Here is an 18,901-nt window from a genome sequence, read left to right as displayed (position 1 = left end):
GATGCGTCTGCCACCGACCGTTCTCTTTCATCCGGACTTTAACCGTCGGCTTCGGAGTTGCACCGAATCTGCTGACCCTTCCCCTCAGCAAGGCTTTGAGGAAGGCGCTCGCGGGCTTAGGCCTTACGGCCCTTACCGCCGGTGGGGACTTTCACCCCGCCCTGAGAACATCGGCCGCCCGGGATGAACGGCCTGACCGGAATATGACGCCGGTTCGGGGCCGCGGCAAGCGGGTTCCGCATGGGAAAACCGCATGGTCCCATGCCGCCATGGCGGTCCAGGGGGCACGCGACGGAATTAGCGATTGGCAGGCCTTTGGCGAATCCGATTCCGGTTTGTTCTTCTCCATCCGGTTCGGCCTCACCGGCGTTAATAATTGTGGCGGAGATGAGCTGTGGACGAACGAGTCCTGACTTGTGGACGGACTCGGCAGCCAGTTGCGCAGATTCCGCAAATCACATCAGTTGATCCGCGACAAGCCCGCGCTGATCCGAATGGATCGCCTTAGCAAGATTTAAGGGAGCGCGCGCCGGACCAACCGCGTGCGTATCAAAGACAACAAAAAGGCAAGAGGTCGAGACGGCATGTCCCTGCTCGAAGGCACCATCGATTCCAAAAACCATCCGCTCGCGGTGGTCGAGGATATCGCTGCCAGCAACAACTGGCCGTTCGAACGCTCCGGCGAAGACGAACTCACGATTGTCTCCAAGGGACAATGGACCGACTACCAGATCTCCTTCACCTGGATGGGCGAGATCGAGGCGCTGCATCTGGCCTGCGCGTTTGACATGAAGATCCCGGTTGCGCGGCGACCGGAGGTCCAGCGGCTCGTGGCCGCGGTCAACGAGCAATTGTGGGTCGGGCACTTCGACCTGTGGACCACCACCGGCATGATCATGCACCGGCAGGCCCTGGTGCTGCCGGGCGGGCTCATCGCCTCCACCGGCCAGTGCGAAGCCATGCTCGCAGGCGCCATCCACGCCTGCGAACGCTATTTCCCGGCGTTCCAGTTCGTGGTGTGGGCAGGCAAGTCCACGACGGAAGCCATGGACGCGGCCATGTTCGACACGGTGGGCGAGGCGTAAGCGCACTCAGCTCTCCAGCGCGTGAGGAAGGCGTCGCTCCCTGCTCGCCGTCGTCCCGGCGAAGGCCGGGACCCATACCGCGTGATTTCGCTTGTGGCACGCTGCTTGTTGCCAACACCTCCATCCATTAAAACCAGTTGTGGTTATGGGTCCCGGCCTTCGCCGGGACGACACTGAGTTTGTGGCAACGGCTATGACGAGCAACAACACTCTCGAGAACATCACCGGCACCATCCTGCTCGCCGGTGCCGGCAAGATGGGCGGCGCGATGCTGACCGGATGGCTTTCGGGCGGGCTCGATCCGCGCCGCGTCGCGGTGATCGATCCGCACATCTCGGCCGAGATCACCGCACTTGCCGCCAAGGGGATTGCGCTCAATCCTGATGTGACGACGGCAGGCCAGGTCGAGACGCTCGTCGTCGCGGTGAAGCCGCAAATGTTCCGCGAGGCCGGCGCCAAGCTGAAGCCATTCGTCTCCGACAAGACCGCGGTGGTGTCGATCATGGCGGGAACCACGATCGCCTCGCTCGAGGAGGTCTGCGGCGGCGCGGTGGTGCGCGCGATGCCGAACACGCCGGCCGCGATCGGTCGCGGCATCACGGTGGCTGTCGCCGCGAACAATGTCAGCGCACAGCAACGCGCGGTGGCCGATGCGCTGCTACGCGCCACCGGCTCGGTCGAATGGGTCAACGATGAGAGCCTGATGGACGCGGTCACTGCGGTGTCCGGCTCGGGTCCGGCCTATGTGTTTTTGCTGGCCGAGGAACTCGCGCGCGCCGGTGTCGAGGCGGGATTGCCCGAGGCGCTCGCGACAAAACTCGCGCGCGAAACCGTCGCCGGCTCGGGTGAACTTCTCCACCAGTCGGAGCTTGCCTCCGGCACGCTGCGCCAGAACGTCACCTCGCCCGGCGGTACCACGGCCGCGGCACTCGGCGTGCTGATGGGCGAGCCCGGCCTGCGCGATCTGATGATCCGCGCCATCGCGGCGGCGACGAAGCGGTCGAAGGAATTGGCGAAGTAAGAAAGTGTGCCGTAGGGTGGGCAAAGCGAAGCGTGCCCCACCCATTCGAATGCAATCGCGGAAAGATGGTGGGCACGGCGCTGCGCGCCTTTGCCCACCCTACGATTTCGAGCCTGCGGCTAGCCGCTTGTTGAACATCTCGACATTGACGAGCCCGCGCGCGTGGCGCCCTTCGCCGAGTTTTCGCGGGCCTTCGAAGGCCTCGACCTCGAAGCGGATGACGCGGCGCTCGACCGCGAAAACCTTCGCAGTGGTCCGCACCGTCGCACCGACGAGGGCTGCTGCAAGATGGCGGATATCGACCTCGGTGCCGACGGTGACCCAGCCCGGCTGAAGCGCCGCACGAATCGCATCGCCCGACGTCATCTCCATTTCCAGGATCATCATCGGCGTCGCATAGACCATCGGCATGCCGGGCACGAAATGCCCGACCGTGCGCTCCACCGGCACCACCAGCGTGCGCTCGGCGCTCATGCCGACCTTGATGAAGTCGCGTGCGTCCATGGGGCCTCCCCCCGTCGTCCTGGACAAGCGCAGCGAAGCGGAGCGCCGATCCAGGACCCATTACCCCGACCCAACATTGTCATGCGCGGTCTAAACCACGACCTGCTGCGACAACTGCCGCTTGGGGTAATGGGTCCTTGGCTTTCGCCAGGACGACCTTTGTGGTTGCCGAACCAGCGCCGGCTACTTCTTCGCAGCCGCCGCGCGCTCCACGAACGTCTTGCCGCCCTTCATCTTGTGGCGGAGCGGGGCTTCATTGATCTGGATGACGACGGCGTCGGCATCGACGCCGAGATTCTTCACCAGTGCCTGGGTGATGTCGCGCATCATGCCGGCCTTTTGTTCGTCGGTGCGGCCTTCGGCCATGCTGACAGTGATCTCAGGCATTTTTCTCTCCCTTGGGGCCGGACACCGGCCATTGACGGGCGCCATCAAACAGGAGGTAGATGTCCGGGACAAGCCCGGGCATGGCGACGTCAGCGAATGGCTAGCCCCAGCTCACGTCATGCCGCGCCAACACCTCGCGCACTTTGGCGACGAGGTCGGCCTCGCTGCACGAGAACTGCGCCGGGCGGCTCTCGCGCCATTCCTGGTTGGAAGCGATCGCGGCCGCCGCCTTCGCGCCCTCGATCAGATCCTTGATCTGCACCTCGCCACGCGCTTTTTCATCCGAGCCCTGGATGATGACGCAGGGCGCATTGCGGCGATCGGCATATTTGAGCTGGTTGCCCATGTTCTTGGGATTGCCGAGATAGAGTTCGGCGCGAATGCCGGCGGTTCGCAACGATGCGACCATCTTCTGATAGTCGGCGACGCGGTCGCGGTCGAACACGGTGACGACGACGGGGCCGAACTCGGGCCGCGTGTCGAGCTTGCCAAGCAGAGTCAGCGCGGCCTGAAGCCGCGACACGCCGATCGAGAATCCGGTCGCCGGCACCGGCTCGCCGCGAAAGCGCGAGACGAGACCATCATAGCGGCCACCACCGCCGACCGAGCCGAAGCGGACCGGGCGGCCCTTGTCATCCTTGGTCTCGAGCAGCAATTCGACCTCGTAGACGGGGCCCGTGTAATATTCGAGACCGCGCACCACGGAGGGATCGATCTTGATGCGGTCCGCGCCGTACCCCGACGCCGTCACCAGTTTCGCGATCTCTTCCAGCTCGCTCACGCCGGCCTGACCGACTTCGCTCTTGGCGAGATAGACCTCCGCCGCGGCGATCGCCTCTTTCCAATCGTCGCGCGGTTTGGTGATGGCGAGAACGACGTCAGCCTCCGACGCGCTCAAATTGGCGCCCTTCGTGAAGTCGCCCTTGCCTTCTTCGCCGCCATCCCATCTACCGGGACCGAGCAGTTTGCGAACTTCCTCGGCGGGAAATTTGTCGAGCTTGTCGATCGCGCGCAGCACCGTCAGTCTGCGTGCTGCGTTCTCTTCGCCGCCGAGCCCGATGGCTTCCAGAACGCCGTCGAGCACCTTGCGATTGTTCACCTTGACGACATACGAGCCGCGCGCAATGCCTAGCGCTTCCATCGTGTCCGCGGCCATCATGCAGATCTCCGCGTCCGCCGCCGGCGTGGCCGATCCCACCGTATCCGCATCGAACTGCATGAACTGGCGGAAGCGGCCGGGGCCGGGCTTCTCGTTGCGGAAGACGTAGCCGACGCGGTAGCTGCGGTAGGGCAACACAAGACCGTCGGTCCCGTATCGCTCGCCGACATAGCGGGCGAGCGGCGCGGTCAAATCATAGCGGAGGCTGATCCACTGCTCGTCGTCGTCCTGGAACGAGAACACGCCCTCGTTCGGACGATCCTGGTCGGGCAGGAACTTGCCGAGCGCGTCGGTGTATTCCATCGCCGGCGTTTCCACCGGCTCGAACCCGTAGAGTTCGTACACGGTCCGGATCTTTTCCACCATCTCGCGCGTCGCCCGGATCGCGGCGGGATCGCGATCCTCGAGCCCGCGCGGCAGGCGCGCCTTCAGTTTCTGGGATTTTTTGGGTTTTTCGGCCATGCGCGGCATTTACCAGCCGACGCGTGATGCGGCAACTGCCGGGTAATCGCTTACGGCTGCTCCATCCGCGCCCGGAGCGCGTCGGCATCCGCTTTCGGCAGCGACTTCAGCGTTGGCTTGATGGTTTCGCCGCCGACGATCTTGCCGTTGCGCATGAACATCCAGTCCGAGATGTCGGCTTCAGTGAATTCGACCTTATCGCCTGCCCGCTTGCCGGCCAGATCGCGTGGCTCGTTGGCGAAGAGGCCGGAATAGGCCCCATTGGGTAGCTTCTTCACCTCGGCCATCCAGATGTGCTCACCGCCTTTGCGGGTCGAAAAGTGCACCTTCAGGGCATGCCCTGTCTCCGACGGCTTCGGCGCCTCGTAGGAGGCCCAAAAGGTCGGCAGCGTGCCGCGGGCGCGCGCGATCGCGGTGTTCATCTCCGGATCGGTGGTGCGCACGTCGACGACGGGCGAACGGCCCTCAGCGGAGACGTCCGGCTTGGGGCCGATGGTCAGAATGCCGAATACGGTGATGCCGGTGACCGCGGCAAGAACGACCCATTTCAGGGACTGGGGAAGAGTGGATGTCATGATCGCGATGTCCGGATGACTCGATGTCTGGGTATGCGAGGTCTTGGACTTTGTCGCACGATCATGGTGTCGCGTTCATGGCGAGAAAAGCCAACCAGCGATGCCCTTTTCCCCTCTCCCCTTGTGGGAGAGGGTGGCTCGCCGCGTAGCGGCGAGACGGGTGAGGGGTTCTATGCGCGAGTCCAACTGACCCTTGAACTCGCGGATAGAACCCCTCATCCGGCGCTTCGCGCCACCTTCTCCCACAAGGGGAGAAGGAAGAAGGGCCTCAATCCACCTTCCGGATCCAGTTGTGCGGATCGTTGGTGCGGCCGTACTGGATGTCGACGAGCTGCTTGCGCAGGCCCATGGCGACGGGGCCCGCGGCACCGCCGCTGATCTCGAAATCGCCGCTCACCGAGCGCACCGTGCCGATCGGCGAGATCACGGCGGCGGTGCCGCAGGCAAACGCTTCCTTCAGCTTGCCGCTGGCCGCATCCTTGCGCCACTGGTCGAGCGAGTACGGCTCCTCACGCACGGTCTTGCCGGCGTCTTTGGCCAGCGCAATGATGGAGTCGCGGGTGATGCCGGGCAGGATGGTGCCCAGCGGCGGCGTCGAGAGCGACCCGTCGTCGAACACGAAGAACACATTCATGCCGCCGAGCTCTTCGATGTAGCGGCGCTCGATTGCATCGAGAAAGACGACCTGGTCGCAGCCGTGCTGGATCGCCTCGGCCTGCGCACGCAGGCTTGCGGCATAGTTGCCGCCGCATTTGACGGCGCCGGTGCCGCCGACGGCAGCGCGCGTGTAATTCTCCGACACCCAGATCGAGACCGGCGCGGGGCCGCCCTTGAAGTAGGAGCCGACCGGCGAGGCGATCACCGCGAAAATGTATTCGGACGACGGCTTGACGCCGAGGAAGGTCTCGCTCGCGATCATGAAGGGGCGCAGGTAAAGGCTGCCCTCGCCGCCCGGCATCCAGGCGCGATCGATGCGCACGATTTGCTCGACCGCCTCGATGAAGACGTCTTCAGGGAGCTGCGCCATCGCCATGCGGTCCGCCGAGTCCTTGAAGCGCCGGGCATTGGCATCGGGGCGAAACAGGTTCACGCCGCCGTCGTCGCGCTTGTAGGCCTTGAGGCCTTCAAAAATTTCCTGGGCGTAGTGCAGGACGGCGCCGGCCGGATCGAGCTGGAAATTGGCGCGGGCCTCGACACGCGCCTCGTACCAGCCACCCTTGGCCTGGTTGTAGCGGACCACTGCCATGTGGTCGGTGAAGACCCGCCCGAAACCGGGGTCGACCAGCTTGGCGACCCGATCCTTCTCGGAGGTCGGATTGGATGCGGGCTGGATGTCGAATTTCATGCTCATGTCCTTGCCTCCCGCTGCCGGTAGCGGCGCCGTTGTGGCACCCGCCTGCCCCGATTTGGGCCCGGCTGGCTCGATTGGTTTCTGGCCGGACCGCCGCCAGCCTTGTTACGGCCGGTTTCCGTGGCCAGCATGTCACGGAGGACATGCTTTTGCGGAAGACGGAAGTCCAGTATGTTTTGCCGAAATGCCGTTCGACATCGCACGGTAGATCTGCTCCGGCCGTTGCCGCCTGTCCGGCCCACTGCGGCCGCCTTGCTTCGACGCCCACCCGACGCGAAACGATCTAAAATTTCGTGCGGGCTGATCGTTTTGTAACATTGAGACCAAGATACGTCAATATGCCTGACATAAATTTCGCGACTCCTTCTCAAGACGCAGCCGGGCCGCGGCCGGCCGCAGACGACGGAGGCAATTTGCGCTGGGATATCATCGAACTGCTGTTCTTCGCCTATCGCGATTTTGTCGGCGATCCCGACCAGGAGCTGGAGGCGTTCGGCTTCGGCCGGGCCCATCACCGCGTCATGCACTTTGTCTATCGTTATCCCGGCCTCAAGGTCGCCGACCTCCTCGACGTCCTGCGCATCACCAAGCAATCGCTCGGCCGGGTGCTCAAGCAGCTCCTGGACGAGGGCTATATCGTGCAGAAGACCGGCGACAATGATCGCCGCCAACGCCTGCTGTTTGCGACACCGAAGGGCGAGGCGCTGGTGCAGAAGCTCGCCGGCCTCCAGACCACGCGCATCACCAAGGCGCTTGCCGAGATGGCGCCGCAGGATGCCGAGACCGTCAAGCGCTTCCTGCGCGCGATGATCGACCGCGACGATCCGGACAAGGTGCTCGAGACGATCTTTGCCACCGTCAATCAGGACAAGGAGTGACCGTGCCGCTCGCTGCCACGCTCGCACGCCCGCCGGCACGTCCCGCAGACGATGCCCCGCATCTCCTGCTGGTCGATGACGACCGCCGCATCCGCGATCTGCTCTCGCGCTTCCTTGCCGGCGAAGGTTATCGCGTCTCGACCGCCGCGAGCGCTAGCGATGCCCGTTCCAAGCTTTTGGGCCTGCACTTCGACCTCTTGATCCTGGATGTCATGATGCCCGGCGAGACCGGCTTCGATCTCGCCCGTTTCATCCGGACCTCGTCCTCGGTGCCGATCGTGATGCTGACGGCGCGGCATGAAGCCGAAGCGCGCATCGAGGGCCTGCAGATCGGTGCCGACGATTACGTCGCAAAGCCGTTCGAGCCGCGCGAGCTTGCGCTGCGCATCAACAACATCCTCAAGCGCGCCGCGCCGCCGCCACAGGCCGCTGCGGTCGAGAAGATCGCGTTTGGCCCGTACATCTATCACCTCGACCGCGGCGAATTGCGCCAGGGCGAAGACGTCATTCACCTCACCGACCGCGAGCGCGAGATGCTGCGGATTTTGTCGGAGACACCGGGCGAGACCGTGCCGCGCAGCGCGCTGACCGGCAATGGCAGCGTCAACGAGCGCGCCGTCGACGTGCAGATCAACCGCCTGCGGCGCAAGATCGAGACCGATCCCGCCAATCCGCTGTTCCTCCAGGCCGTGCGCGGCATCGGCTACCGGCTGGTAGCCTCGCCATAAAGAGTGAACCGCCACCGATGAGCACGATCGATACCGGCCTGACGCTTTTGAAGAGCGCCGCCGGCCGCGTCTCCGCCGCCAATGGCTGGATGGGCAATGCGTTCAAGGGCTGGATGCCGACCGGCCTTTATGCGCGTGCGCTGCTGATCATGATCGTGCCGATGGTGATCCTGCAATCGGTGGTCGCCTTCGTGTTCATGGAGCGGCACTGGAACACGGTGACACGCCGCCTGTCGGCCGCGGTGGTGCAGGACATCGCCGCGCTGATCGACGTCTACAAGGGCTACCCGCAAGACAAGGATCGCGACCAGATCCGCCGCATCGCGCAGCAGCGCCTGGGCCTCGTCGTCGATTTCCTCCCGGCCGGCGACATGCCGCCGCCGGGACCAAAGCCGTTCTTCTCGCTGCTCGACCAGACGCTGTCGGTGCAGCTCGGCCGCCAGATCGGGCGCTCCTTCTGGATCGACACGGTCGGCCGCTCCAACCTCGTCGAGATCCGGATCCAGCTCGACGACGCCGTGATGCGCGTGTTCGCGCAGCGCAGCGCCGCCTATGCCTCGAACTCGGAGATCTTCCTGTTCTGGATGGTCGGCACGTCCTCGATCCTGCTGATCGTCGCGGTGCTATTCCTGCGCAACCAGATCAAGCCGATCCTGCGACTTGCCGACGCCGCCGAAAGTTTTGGCAAGGGCCGCGAGGCGCCGAATTTCCGCCCGCGTGGCGCGCGCGAGGTGCGGCGCGCGTCGGTCGCCTTCCTCGAAATGAAGTCGCGCATCGAGCGAACGATGGAGCAACGCACCGCGATGCTAGCCGGCGTCAGCCATGATCTGCGCACGATCCTGACGCGGTTCAAGCTCGAGCTGGCGTTGATCGGCGACAGCCCCGAAATGGAGGGCATGCGCAAGGACGTCGACGAGATGTCGATGATGCTCGAGGACTACCTCGCGTTTGCCCGCGGCGATTCCGGCGAGCAGTCGCAGCCGACCGACATGGCCCAGGCGCTCGAGGAGCTGCGCAGCGACGCCGAGCGCCACGGCCACACGGCGACCGTTGCGTTCAACGGGCTGCCCGTGGTCACGGTGAAGCCGGCCTCATTCAAGCGCTGCCTCGCCAACCTCGTCACCAACGCCGCCCGCTACGGCAAGAGCATCGCCATCACCGGCCAGCGCGATCACCGTTATTTGACCGTGACGGTGGACGATGACGGGCCGGGCATTCCCGCCCATCTGCGCGAAGAGGTGTTCAAGCCGTTCCTGCGGCTCGACAACGCCCGCAACCAGGACGAAGGCGGCACAGGTCTTGGCCTCGCGATCGCCCGCGACATCGCCCGCTCGCACGGCGGCGACATCACGCTTGGCGACAGTCCGATGGGCGGATTAAGGGCGAGCGTGCGGATACCGGTGTAGCTGCCTCTTCCCTTCTCCCCCTGTGGGAGAAGGTGGCGCGAAGCGCCGGATGAGGGGTCTCTCTCCGCGAATTCAAAGCGAAAAGAGTCACACGCGGAGACAAACCCCTCACCCGTCTCGCCGCTGCGCGGCGAGCCACCCTCTCCCACAAGGGGAGAGGGGAAGAGCCTTACTTCGGCAGCAGCGCCTTCAGCTTGTCCATGTCACGCACGTTCATCTTGAAGCCGCCGGGCATCACGATGTCGCCGGGCTTCTGGTCCGGCTTGCAGGCTCCCAGCCATTTCGCTTCGAGCTGCACGGTCGTGTCGCGGCCTGCCGCGCCGGCGGCGCCGCCTTGCGCGTGCGACGACGTCTTCACCGTATCGGCCGAATTGAAATCGCCGGTGATCTCAGCATGCGAAGTCGTGCTGATGCCGGCGACATTGCACTCGGAATCGCTGACATAGCCGGTCGCGGTCTTCTTGATGTCCTGCTTGGCGCAGATCTGCTTGGCCATCGGCGAGACGTTGTTGTTCATTTCCTTGTCGACGGTCTCGTCGGTGCAGTGCTGCATGGTCATCTCGGGCACCGGCGTGCCGGTCCGGACCATCTTCAATTCCCACAGCCCTGCCTTACGCACCGGCAGGTCGTCAGCGCGAGCGCTGCCTGCCGACAACACGAGGCAAAGGGCGGAGCCGAGCAAAGCGAGTTTGCGCGTCATGTGGGAAGTTCCCGGCTGAGAGGTAGCGGCGTGCGAAAGCGCCTCAGTAGAGCGTGCGGATCGGCTGGTCGGCGGCGCCATAGGGCACCCAGCGGCAGGAGAACGAGATGTAGCCGCCCTCATAGGCCTGCACCGCCAGGAATTTGGCGACTTTGCCATAGCGCGCGCAGTGATCGACCGCGACCTGCCGCGCATCGACCTGGGTTGCCATCGAATAGGCGATGATGCCGCCGGTGTCGTTGCCCTTGAACGGAGGCACCGGAAGCAGATCGGCATGCGCCGACTGGCTCGCCATCATACCCAAGGCAAGTAGGCCCGCGGCCGCAATGATTCGCATTCCCGTCACTCCGATTGGTTGGCGGCAGTTTACGGTGTCGGCGCGGCGGTGGAAAGAACGGATGGCCGGTCCAACGCAGCATTGCGGTCAACTCGTCGGCAAGTGTTGCCGCGCTGCACTTGACCTCCCCCGGCCTTCACGGCACCGTCCGACCCTTGCAGATCATGCTGTCTGGATCATCCATGCGCGCCTCGACCTTCCTGAAATCGCTCCGCTTTGCCGCCGTGCTCGGCCTCCTGTTCGGGGCGCTGTCGCTCGGCGAGGCCAGGGCCGCCAATCCGCTGGAGCTGAATTTCTGGCTGAGCGGGCCGCGCTATGACGGCAACGTCTCCGAGTGCGACAGGGCGCTGCCGACGATCGCGACCCAGTTCTGGGAGAAAGAAAGCGCGTTCTGGAATTCTTCGTTGAAGATCACCGGCTTCGCCGCAGTTCACGAGACCGCGTTCCGGCCTTGGGCATCCGACAACATCCCGCGCCGCTATTGCACCGGCGAGGCCATGCTCACGGACGGCAAGATGCGCAAGGTGCATTTCTCGATCGTGGAGGATGGCGGCTTCGCCGGCTACGGCCAAGGCGTCGAATGGTGCGTGGTCGGGCTCGACCGCAACTGGGCCTACAACCCGGCCTGCCGCGCCGCCAAACAGTAATTGAAACGTTCTGATCCGGACCGATCAGGCGGCCGAACGACGGTCACCCGCATTTTGTTCTTGAAATGTTCTTATCGCCTGCTAGGCTTGTCTGCACAGTCTAGTTGAGGGGCGTCGCCATGTTTCATTCCAGATTGCATTCGTTCTCCCGCCTGATGATCTCGCTGACGCTTGCGGCCGGGCTGGCTGCGCTGGCCGATGGCGCAAAGGCCCAGGACAAGCGGCAGAACACGCCCGGCGAATTCGATTTTTATGTGCTGTCACTGTCTTGGTCGCCCTCTTTCTGCGAGGAGGCGGCGGAGCGCGGCGGCCGCTCGCAGACCCAGTGCAGCGGACGGCCCTACGCTTTCGTGGTGCATGGTTTGTGGCCGCAATATGAGAGCGGATTTCCGGAATATTGCCAGCGGCCCTCGCCGCGGCTGAACCGCAGCATCGTCTCCTCCATGCTCGATCTGATGCCGGCGCCGGGGCTGATCTTCAATGAGTGGGACAAGCACGGCACCTGCTCGGGGCTCGCTGACCGCAGCTATTTCGAGACGATCCGCAAGGCGCGCGCCGCGATCAAGATTCCAGCCGAATATCTCGATCTATCGCAGGCCAAGACCGTGGCGCCGGCGGAGGTGGAGGAAGCCTTCATCAAGGCCAATCCGGGCCTCAGCAATGCCGCCGTCTCGATCACCTGCAACCGGACGCAGCTATCGGAAGTCCGCATCTGCCTCAGCAAGGACCTGCAATTCCGCGCCTGCGAGGAGATCGACCGCCGCGCCTGCCGCCGCGACCAGGTGACGATGCCGCCGATCCGGGGTGGCTAGCCCAGGCGTCGTGCCTCTTTGCTCGGGCCGTCACGTGGCGTAGTGCTCTTGCATGAATTACCGCCACGCCTTCCATGCCGGCAACTTCGCCGATGTCATCAAGCACATCGTGCTGACGCGCATCATCACCTATCTCCAGGACAAGCCGGGTGCGTTCCGCGTCATCGACACCCATGCCGGCGCTGGCCTCTACGATCTCGAAAGCGACGAAGCGCGCCGGGGCGGCGAGTGGCTGACGGGCATTGCGCGGCTGATGCAGGCGCGGTTGTCGAACGACGCCATGGCGCTGACCAAGCCCTATCTCGACATCGTCCGCGCCTTCAATCCGAAGGGCGAGCTCAAGGCCTATCCGGGCTCGCCGCTGATCGCACGCGGCCTGCTGAGGCCGCAGGACCGCCTCTTGCTCTGCGAGCTCGAGCCGAAGGCGCGCAAGGCGCTGATCGGCGTACTGCGCCGCGACGAACAGGCCCGCGTGGTCGACCTCGACGGCTGGATGGCGCTGCCGGCTTTCGTGCCGCCGAAGGAACGGCGTGGGCTCGTTCTGATCGACCCGCCCTTCGAGGCAAAGGACGAGTTCGAAAAGCTCGCAGAGGCCTTCTCGGCGGCTTTCGCGAAATGGCCGACCGGTATCTATGTAATCTGGTATCCCGCCAAGAGCCGACGCGCCACCGACACGCTGGTGCAATCAGTGGCGCGGCTCGCAGCCGCAGCAAAACCGCCGGGAAAATGCCTGCGCCTCGAATTCAGCGTGGCGCCGCAAGCCGACGGCGCAGCCCTCACCTCCAGCGGGCTCTTGATCGTCAATCCCCCTTACACGCTGCACGGCGAACTCAAGACGATCCTGCCGGAGCTGGAAATGCCGCTCGGCCAGGGTGGCGCTGCCAGATTCCGGTTAGAGGTGCCGAGACCGTAACACTCCGGCATTCTTGGGAAAAATATGCAGGAGCGGTAGTCAATCTGCAGAGAACCGTATTATGCTGTTGCAGTGACTGGCTTTACGTTCCGCTTCCGCGAATGGTTGCGGCGGAGTGAAGGCCTAAGAAAGATCCAGTCGGACCGAATGGTCTGCCGAAGGATGGCCAGCTCCCGGGCTTCGTAAGGCCCGGTCATGTCGTGACGCGCGTCTGCGTCACGACGGAGGAGCAATGAGGGGGAGTTTCCCGATGGCCATGACGGGAACGGTCAAGTTTTTCAACGGTGAGCGCGGCTACGGATTCATCAAACCGGACGACGGGGGCCGCGACGTCTTCGTACATATTACTGCTGTGGAGCGGGCCGGACTGAAGGACCTTGCCGAAGGACAGCGTATTACTTTCGAAGTCGAACCGGACAAGAAGGGCAAGGGGCCGAAGGCGGTCGATTTGGTCATCCTTCCCTAGCGAGCCAAGCGTCAAAAAAATCCCGGCCGCAAGCGGCCGGGAGGTTGGTCCGGTATTTTCTTCTTTAGCTATCAGAAGTGATAGTTCACGCCTGCGCGCACAACGCTGGCGCTATAGCCGTTTGACACGCCCGTAATCGCGAACTGACTCGTCGAGAGATCGATATAGAGATATTCGAGCTTGGCGCTCCAGTTCGGCGCGAACATAACTTCCGCGCCGGCACCGATGGTCCAGCCGGCGCTGGTGTGCGACTCGGTCCAGCCGAACGTCTGCGCGCGCAGCTCGCCGAAGGCGAGGCCCGCCGTGCCGTAGAACAGCACGTTGCTGAAGGCGTAGCCGGCGCGGCCGCGCAGGGTTCCGAACCACGGATTGGAGAACTTCCACGGCGCGAAGGTGTCGTCGGCACCGGCGGCCTGGATGTCGCCCTCGACGCCGAACACCCATGGGCCGTTCTGGAAATTGTAGCCGGCCTGAACGCCGCCGACGAAGCCCGACGGTTTTGCGGGATTGTTGTTCACCGAACCCCATTCATAGCCAAGATTGCCACCGAGATACGGACCGGCCCAGCTATAGGCGTTGAGCGGCTGATTGACCGTGTAGGGCGCTCGCTGCCGGTAATTGAGATCGGCGGCCTCTGCCGAAGCCGTCCAGCCGACTGCAGCCAATGCGGCTGCGCCCACAACGAGCCTCTTCATCACACACTCCAACGCAACTCCCGTCACCGCTGCGATGCCCGCGTCGCCGCGCGAGGCAAAACCGCATGGTTACGGAACCACCATTTTTCGCGTAAGATTTATCGAGAGTTTTAAGTTAAAGGCCTGTTAAGCCGGGTTACTGCGCTGTTAACAGGCTTAAGCAAGCGTTACCGGGAACTGCGCCGCCATCCTGTGCGTGCCGCTCGGCCGAAACTTCAAATCGACACCCGCAGCGCTTAAATTCGCACCATGGTTCACGATTCCCCCGACAATCCGGACGACGCACGCGTACGCAAACCCGTGCGCGGCAACGCACCCGACGTCCCTCCCCAGGAAACGGAAGCCGCGCCGCCGGACCTCGATCCCGCCACTGCGAATGGCGACGACGAGGACGATGCGCGGCTGCCGGACATCCTGGAAGAGAGCGGCACCGTCGGCGAAGAGCCGCTGGCGACCGGCCACGAGGCGATCGAACGCGCGGTGCGCCTCGCCCCCACCTCGCCCGGCGTCTACCGCATGCTCAATGCGAATGCCGACGTGCTCTATGTCGGCAAGGCCAAGAACGTCAAAAAGCGCCTGTCGAACTATGCGCGCCAGAGTGCGCCGCAGCCGGCGCGCATCCTGCGCATGATCGCCGCCACGGTGACCGTGGAAATCATCTCGACCCACACCGAGACCGAAGCCCTGCTGCTGGAGGCCAACCTCATCAAGCAGCTTCGGCCGCGCTTCAACGTGCAGCTGCGCGACGACAAGTCGTTTCCCTATATCCTGATCACGGGCGACCATTGGGCGCCGCAGATCCTGAAGCATCGCGGCGCGCAGACGCGGCCGGGTCGCTATTTCGGCCCGTTCGCCTCCGCCGGCGCCGTCAACCGCACCATCACCGCACTTCAGCGCGCGTTCCTGATCCGCTCCTGCACGGATTCCTTCTTCGAGAGTCGCTCGCGGCCCTGCCTGCTCTACCAGATCCGCCGTTGCGCCGGCCCCTGCACCCGCGAGATCGACTTCCCCGGCTACACGACCCTGGTGCGCGAGGCGAGCGACTTCCTGTCCGGCAGGAGCCATGCGGTGAAGCAGGAGCTTGCCGCGGAGATGGAGAAGGCCTCCGGCGAGCTCGAATTCGAGAGCGCCGCGCTCTACCGCGACCGCCTCGCTGCGCTGTCCGCGATCCAGTCGCAGCAGGGCATCAATCCGCGCACGGTGGAAGAAGCCGACGTGTTCGCCATCCACCAGGAGGGCGGCTTCTCCTGCGTCGAGGTGTTCTTCTTCCGCACCGGGCAGAACTGGGGCAACCGCGCCTATTTCCCGCGCGCGGAGAAGACCTATACGCCGGAAGAGGTGCTCGGCTCCTTCCTCGCCCAGTTCTATGACGACAAGCCGCCGCCGAGGAATATCCTGCTCTCGCACGAGATCGAGGAGAGCGAGCTGCTCGCCAACGCGCTGTCGATCAAGGCCGGCCGCAAGGTCGAAGTGTCCATGCCGAAGCGCGGCGAGAAGAAGGAGCTCGTCACCCACGCGCTCACCAACGCGCGCGAGGCCCTGGGCCGCAAGCTCGCGGACACCGCGACGCAGAGCCGCCTGTTGGACGCCATGGCCACGACCCTGAGCCTGACGCATGCGCCGAAGCGGATCGAGGTCTACGACAACAGCCACATCCAGGGCACCAACGCAGTCGGCGCCATGATCGTCGCCGGCCCGGACGGTTTTGTGAAAAACCAGTACCGCAAGTTCAACATCAAGTCGGAGGGCCTGACGCCCGGCGACGATTACGGGATGATGCGCGAGGTGCTCGAACGCCGTTTCAAGCGCTTGATCAATCCACCCGAGGACAATGCGGCCAAAGCCAAGGACGACGACTTCCCGCAATGGCCCGATCTCGTGATCATCGATGGCGGCCGCGGCCAGCTCAACGCGGTCCGGGACATCTTTGCAAATCTCGGCCTGACCCAGGTGGCGCTGATGTCGGTGGCCAAGGGGCCGGACCGGGATGCCGGCCGCGAGACCCTGTTCATGCCGGAGCGCGAGGCGATCAAGCTGGAGCCGCGCGACCCCGTGCTCTATTTCATCCAGCGGCTGCGGGACGAGGCGCACCGTTTCGTCATCGGCTCGCACCGCAAGCTGCGCAAGAAGGACATCCGCGAGGCCGGCTTGCAGGAGATTCCTGGCATCGGTCCGTCACGCAAACGTGCCTTGCTGCATCATTTCGGAACCCTGAAGGAGATCGAACGGGCCTCGATCACCGATCTCGGTAAGGTTCCGGGGGTGAGCGCCGAGAGCGCCCGCAGGATTTTCGAGTATTTCCATCCCCAGCCGGGGTGAAATAAAAGGGGGGCCGCGGTCATATGGTCGTCGCATCCCGCACCCCATTTGGGGAGCGGAACGGTTGACCTTCAGGCTGCAGCGGTATTGGTAGGACGGATGAACATCGCCACGACACGAGGGACGACCAGCCGCGCGATGTCCCTCCCGAACATCCTGACCTACGGCCGGATCGCCGCGATCCCGGTCGTGGTCGGGTGCATCTACGCACAGTCGATCATGGACGGCCCGCTGTGGCTGCGCTGGGTCGCCGTCGCCATTTTTATCGCGGCTGCGGTCACCGATTACCTCGACGGCTATTACGCACGGATCTGGAATCAGCAATCGGCGTTCGGCCGCATGCTCGATCCGATCGCCGATAAGCTTCTGGTCGCCTCGTGCCTGCTGATGCTGGCCGCCGACGGCATCATTCACGGCTGGTCGCTGTGGGCCGCCATCGTGATCCTGTGCCGCGAGATCCTGGTCTCGGGCCTGCGCGAATATCTTGCCGCGCTGCGTGTCAGCGTGCCCGTGACCAAGCTTGCGAAATGGAAGACGACGGTTCAGCTCATCGCCATCGGCTTCCTGCTGGCTGGTCCGGCCGGCGATGAGGTCGTGCCCATGGTCTCGATGATCGGGCTGGCGCTGCTCTGGGCCTCGGCGATCCTCACCATGTACACCGGCTACGACTATTTCGGCGCCGGCATCCATCACCTCATCAAGGAGGATGAGGGATGAAGGTGAAGTACTTCGCCTGGGTGCGCGAGCGCATCGGCAAGGCCGAGGAGACGATCGAGCCGCCTGCGACCGTGCGCACCGTGGAAGAGCTGATCGCCTGGCTGTCCGGCCAAGGCGAAGCCTACGCCTATGCGTTCGAGAAGCCGAAGGTGATCCGCACCGCGATCGACCATGCCCACGTCAAGTCGGACGCCGCGATCGCGGGCGCTCGCGAGATCGCGTTCTTCCCGCCGATGACCGGCGGCTAGGCCATGCCCGTCACCACCTGCCCCGTCACCATCCGTATCCAGCAAGACGATTTCGACATCGCACGCGAGATCGCGGTGCTGACCGGGAACCGCACCGACATCGGTGCGGTCGTGAGTTTTTCCGGCATCTGCCGCAGCGACGAAGACAGCGCGAAGATCGCCGCGCTCTCGCTGGAGCATTATCCCGGCATGGCCGAGGAAGAGATCAGGCGCCATGCCGACGAGGCCATCTCGCGCTGGCCTCTCAGCGGCGTCACGGTGATCCATCGCGTCGGCCGTTTCATGCCCGGCCAGAACATCGTGCTGGTGCTGACCGCCTCGCAGCACCGCCAGGCAGCGTTCCAGGCAGCCGAGTTCCTGATGGATTATCTCAAGACCAACGCGCCGTTCTGGAAGAAGGAAGAGAGCGCCACCGGCACCGGCTGGGTCGAGGCCCAGGCCCGCGACGACGAAGCCGCCGCACGCTGGACCCGATCCTGATGGCAACAACATCCAAAAAGGCCGTGCGCGGCCACGCCGCGCCAAAGCTCGCGAAGGTGGGCCGCGGCGAGCTTCTCACGCTGATCGATTTCGTCCGCTATGCAGTGAGCCGCTTCAATGAGGCCAAGCTCGCCTTTGCCCATGGCACGCCCGATCCGGTCGCGGAAGCGGCTTTCCTGGTCTGTGAAGCCCTGCATCTGCATCCCGAGCAGTTCGAGATTTTTGCCAACGCGCGCGTCACGACCGCCGAGGGCAGGACCATCATCGATCTCGTTCATCAGCGCGTCACCACGCGCAAACCGGCCGCGTATCTCGTCAACAAGATCTACATGCGCGGCCTGCCGTTTTATGTCGACGAGCGCGTCATCGTTCCGCGCTCCTTCATCGGTGAACTCTTGGAGTCGCATTTCGGCGGCGACGGCGAAGCCGGCTCGCTGATCGACGATTCCAGCGCCGTCGAGCGCGTGCTCGATCTCTGCACGGGATCGGGATGCCTCGCGATCCTCGCCGCGCATCATTTCCCGAACGCCACGATCGATGCCGTCGATATCTCGAAGGGCGCGATCGACGTCGCCAGACGAAATGTCGGCGAATACGGGCTCGATGGCCGGATCAGCCTGCATCGCGGCGACCTGTTCGCCCCACTCGGTAACACCAAATACGACCTGATCATCACCAACCCGCCTTATGTCGACGCCGAAGGCATGGCGGCGCTGCCGCCCGAGTGCCGGGCCGAGCCGAAGCTCGCCTTCGACGGCGGCGCCGACGGTCTCGATGTGGTGCGCCGGATCCTGCGCGATGCGCCCGGCCATTTGACGCCGCATGGCGGGCTGATCTGCGAGATCGGCCGCGGCCGCGAATTGGTTGACGAGGCCTTTCCTGAATTGCCGCTGCTCTGGCTCGACACCGAGGACTCCGAGGGCGAAGTGTTCTGGATCGCGGCAGCCGATCTCGGCTGATCCATCACGGCGGGCAGACCTCGTCGGAACAAGTCAAATACCGCCACGTTCA

At 64.3% G+C, this 18,901-nt stretch carries 22 protein-coding genes and 1 riboswitch; of the genes, 14 read left to right on the top strand and 8 right to left on the bottom strand.

From position 1 onward, the window contains the following. Positions 1 to 15 precede the first annotated feature (15 nt). Positions 16 to 173, bottom strand: a riboswitch (FMN riboswitch). Positions 174 to 584: 411 nt separating this feature from the next. Both IVB19_RS05195 and proC read left to right on the top strand, forming a co-directional pair. After that, positions 585 to 1,085: a type III secretion system chaperone family protein gene (locus IVB19_RS05195; RefSeq protein WP_018453509.1), complete on the top strand. Its 501-nt coding sequence runs from the start codon at positions 585 to 587 to the stop codon at positions 1,083 to 1,085. Positions 1,086 to 1,278: 193 nt separating this feature from the next. Then, on the top strand, positions 1,279 to 2,106 hold the full coding sequence (gene proC / locus IVB19_RS05190; protein WP_018453508.1) for a pyrroline-5-carboxylate reductase: 828 nt from the start codon (positions 1,279 to 1,281) through the stop codon (positions 2,104 to 2,106). A gap of 99 nt (positions 2,107 to 2,205) precedes the next feature. Here proC and IVB19_RS05185 read toward each other — a convergent pair whose 3' ends face one another. The 5 genes from IVB19_RS05185 to IVB19_RS05165 form a co-directional block, all read right to left on the bottom strand. After that, positions 2,206 to 2,610, bottom strand: coding sequence for a thioesterase family protein (locus tag IVB19_RS05185; protein ID WP_018453507.1), 405 nt, complete (start codon positions 2,608 to 2,610; stop codon positions 2,206 to 2,208). A 183-nt stretch (positions 2,611 to 2,793) separates the two neighbouring features. Next, positions 2,794 to 3,042 carry a tautomerase family protein gene (locus tag IVB19_RS05180; RefSeq protein ID WP_083926322.1) on the bottom strand — a complete coding sequence of 83 codons (249 nt, stop codon included), beginning with the start codon at positions 3,040 to 3,042 and terminating at the stop codon, positions 2,794 to 2,796. Positions 3,043 to 3,097: 55 nt separating this feature from the next. Beyond that, complete coding sequence (hisS, locus tag IVB19_RS05175; RefSeq protein ID WP_026232544.1) at positions 3,098 to 4,618, bottom strand: histidine--tRNA ligase; 1,521 nt, start codon at positions 4,616 to 4,618, stop codon at positions 3,098 to 3,100. A gap of 50 nt (positions 4,619 to 4,668) precedes the next feature. Then, positions 4,669 to 5,193 (bottom strand): YegJ family protein, encoded by a 525-nt coding sequence (locus tag IVB19_RS05170; protein WP_018453504.1) that lies wholly within the window; start codon positions 5,191 to 5,193, stop codon positions 4,669 to 4,671. Between the two features lie 268 nt (positions 5,194 to 5,461). Beyond that, positions 5,462 to 6,544, bottom strand: a complete 1,083-nt coding sequence (locus IVB19_RS05165) for a branched-chain amino acid aminotransferase (RefSeq protein ID WP_026232543.1) — start codon at positions 6,542 to 6,544, stop codon at positions 5,462 to 5,464. Positions 6,545 to 6,882: 338 nt separating this feature from the next. Between IVB19_RS05165 and IVB19_RS05160 the strand changes: the two genes are divergently transcribed. Genes IVB19_RS05160 through IVB19_RS05150 form a run of 3 tightly spaced genes read left to right on the top strand, consistent with a single transcriptional unit; the run spans position 6,883 to position 9,556 of the window. Further along, positions 6,883 to 7,422, top strand: a complete 540-nt coding sequence (locus tag IVB19_RS05160) for a MarR family winged helix-turn-helix transcriptional regulator (RefSeq protein WP_007596846.1) — start codon at positions 6,883 to 6,885, stop codon at positions 7,420 to 7,422. Next, positions 7,419 to 8,150, top strand: coding sequence for a response regulator (locus IVB19_RS05155; RefSeq protein WP_018453502.1), 732 nt, complete (start codon positions 7,419 to 7,421; stop codon positions 8,148 to 8,150). The genes IVB19_RS05160 and IVB19_RS05155 overlap by 4 nt, the downstream gene beginning before the upstream one ends. Before the next feature lie 17 nt (positions 8,151 to 8,167). Beyond that, on the top strand, positions 8,168 to 9,556 hold the full coding sequence (locus tag IVB19_RS05150) for an ATP-binding protein (protein ID WP_018453501.1): 1,389 nt from the start codon (positions 8,168 to 8,170) through the stop codon (positions 9,554 to 9,556). Positions 9,557 to 9,725: 169 nt separating this feature from the next. On the opposite strand, the gene IVB19_RS05145 is transcribed toward IVB19_RS05150, so the two are convergent. Together IVB19_RS05145 and IVB19_RS05140 are read right to left on the bottom strand one after the other, a co-directional pair. Continuing rightward, positions 9,726 to 10,256, bottom strand: coding sequence for a DUF3617 domain-containing protein (locus tag IVB19_RS05145; protein ID WP_247821055.1), 531 nt, complete (start codon positions 10,254 to 10,256; stop codon positions 9,726 to 9,728). Between the two features lie 43 nt (positions 10,257 to 10,299). Continuing rightward, positions 10,300 to 10,593, bottom strand: coding sequence for a hypothetical protein (locus tag IVB19_RS05140; protein ID WP_026232542.1), 294 nt, complete (start codon positions 10,591 to 10,593; stop codon positions 10,300 to 10,302). Between the two features lie 182 nt (positions 10,594 to 10,775). Between IVB19_RS05140 and IVB19_RS05135 the strand changes: the two genes are divergently transcribed. The 4 genes from IVB19_RS05135 to IVB19_RS05120 all read left to right on the top strand — a co-directional run bounded on the left by IVB19_RS05135 (position 10,776) and on the right by IVB19_RS05120 (position 13,431). Next, positions 10,776 to 11,240, top strand: a complete 465-nt coding sequence (locus tag IVB19_RS05135; RefSeq protein ID WP_018453498.1) for a hypothetical protein — start codon at positions 10,776 to 10,778, stop codon at positions 11,238 to 11,240. Positions 11,241 to 11,359: 119 nt separating this feature from the next. Continuing rightward, entirely contained in the window at positions 11,360 to 12,052 is a 693-nt protein-coding gene (locus IVB19_RS05130) for a ribonuclease T2 family protein (RefSeq protein WP_247821054.1), read from the top strand. A gap of 52 nt (positions 12,053 to 12,104) precedes the next feature. Further along, complete coding sequence (locus IVB19_RS05125) at positions 12,105 to 12,965, top strand: 23S rRNA (adenine(2030)-N(6))-methyltransferase RlmJ (protein WP_018453496.1); 861 nt, start codon at positions 12,105 to 12,107, stop codon at positions 12,963 to 12,965. A gap of 250 nt (positions 12,966 to 13,215) precedes the next feature. Beyond that, complete coding sequence (locus IVB19_RS05120; RefSeq protein WP_007614865.1) at positions 13,216 to 13,431, top strand: cold-shock protein; 216 nt, start codon at positions 13,216 to 13,218, stop codon at positions 13,429 to 13,431. 71 nt (positions 13,432 to 13,502) lie between these two features. On the opposite strand, the gene IVB19_RS05115 is transcribed toward IVB19_RS05120, so the two are convergent. Next, positions 13,503 to 14,126 (bottom strand): outer membrane protein, encoded by a 624-nt coding sequence (locus IVB19_RS05115; RefSeq protein ID WP_247821053.1) that lies wholly within the window; start codon positions 14,124 to 14,126, stop codon positions 13,503 to 13,505. Positions 14,127 to 14,375: 249 nt separating this feature from the next. On the opposite strand from IVB19_RS05115, the gene uvrC reads away from it, so the two are divergent. The 5 genes from uvrC (at position 14,376) to prmB (ending at position 18,849) form a co-directional block, all read left to right on the top strand. Then, complete coding sequence (uvrC, locus tag IVB19_RS05110; RefSeq protein ID WP_018453494.1) at positions 14,376 to 16,445, top strand: excinuclease ABC subunit UvrC; 2,070 nt, start codon at positions 14,376 to 14,378, stop codon at positions 16,443 to 16,445. Between the two features lie 99 nt (positions 16,446 to 16,544). Continuing rightward, a complete protein-coding gene (gene pgsA / locus IVB19_RS05105) occupies positions 16,545 to 17,162 on the top strand; it encodes a CDP-diacylglycerol--glycerol-3-phosphate 3-phosphatidyltransferase (protein WP_007596859.1) in 618 nt (205 codons plus the stop codon). Further along, a complete protein-coding gene (gene moaD, locus IVB19_RS05100) occupies positions 17,159 to 17,410 on the top strand; it encodes a molybdopterin converting factor subunit 1 (protein ID WP_018453492.1) in 252 nt (83 codons plus the stop codon). Before pgsA ends, moaD begins: the two co-directional genes overlap by 4 nt. Before the next feature lie 3 nt (positions 17,411 to 17,413). Further along, complete coding sequence (locus IVB19_RS05095; RefSeq protein ID WP_018453491.1) at positions 17,414 to 17,890, top strand: molybdenum cofactor biosynthesis protein MoaE; 477 nt, start codon at positions 17,414 to 17,416, stop codon at positions 17,888 to 17,890. Next, positions 17,890 to 18,849, top strand: coding sequence for a 50S ribosomal protein L3 N(5)-glutamine methyltransferase (gene prmB, locus IVB19_RS05090; RefSeq protein WP_018453490.1), 960 nt, complete (start codon positions 17,890 to 17,892; stop codon positions 18,847 to 18,849). Before IVB19_RS05095 ends, prmB begins: the two co-directional genes overlap by 1 nt. Positions 18,850 to 18,901: the final 52 nt, after the last annotated feature.

The sequence above is a fragment of the Bradyrhizobium sp. 187 genome, from assembly GCF_023101005.1.
In the GTDB taxonomy this organism is placed as follows: domain Bacteria; phylum Pseudomonadota; class Alphaproteobacteria; order Rhizobiales; family Xanthobacteraceae; genus Bradyrhizobium; species Bradyrhizobium canariense_D.
The sequence above is the reverse complement of the archived record's forward strand: the minus strand, read 5'-3'. Positions and strand labels throughout refer to the sequence as shown.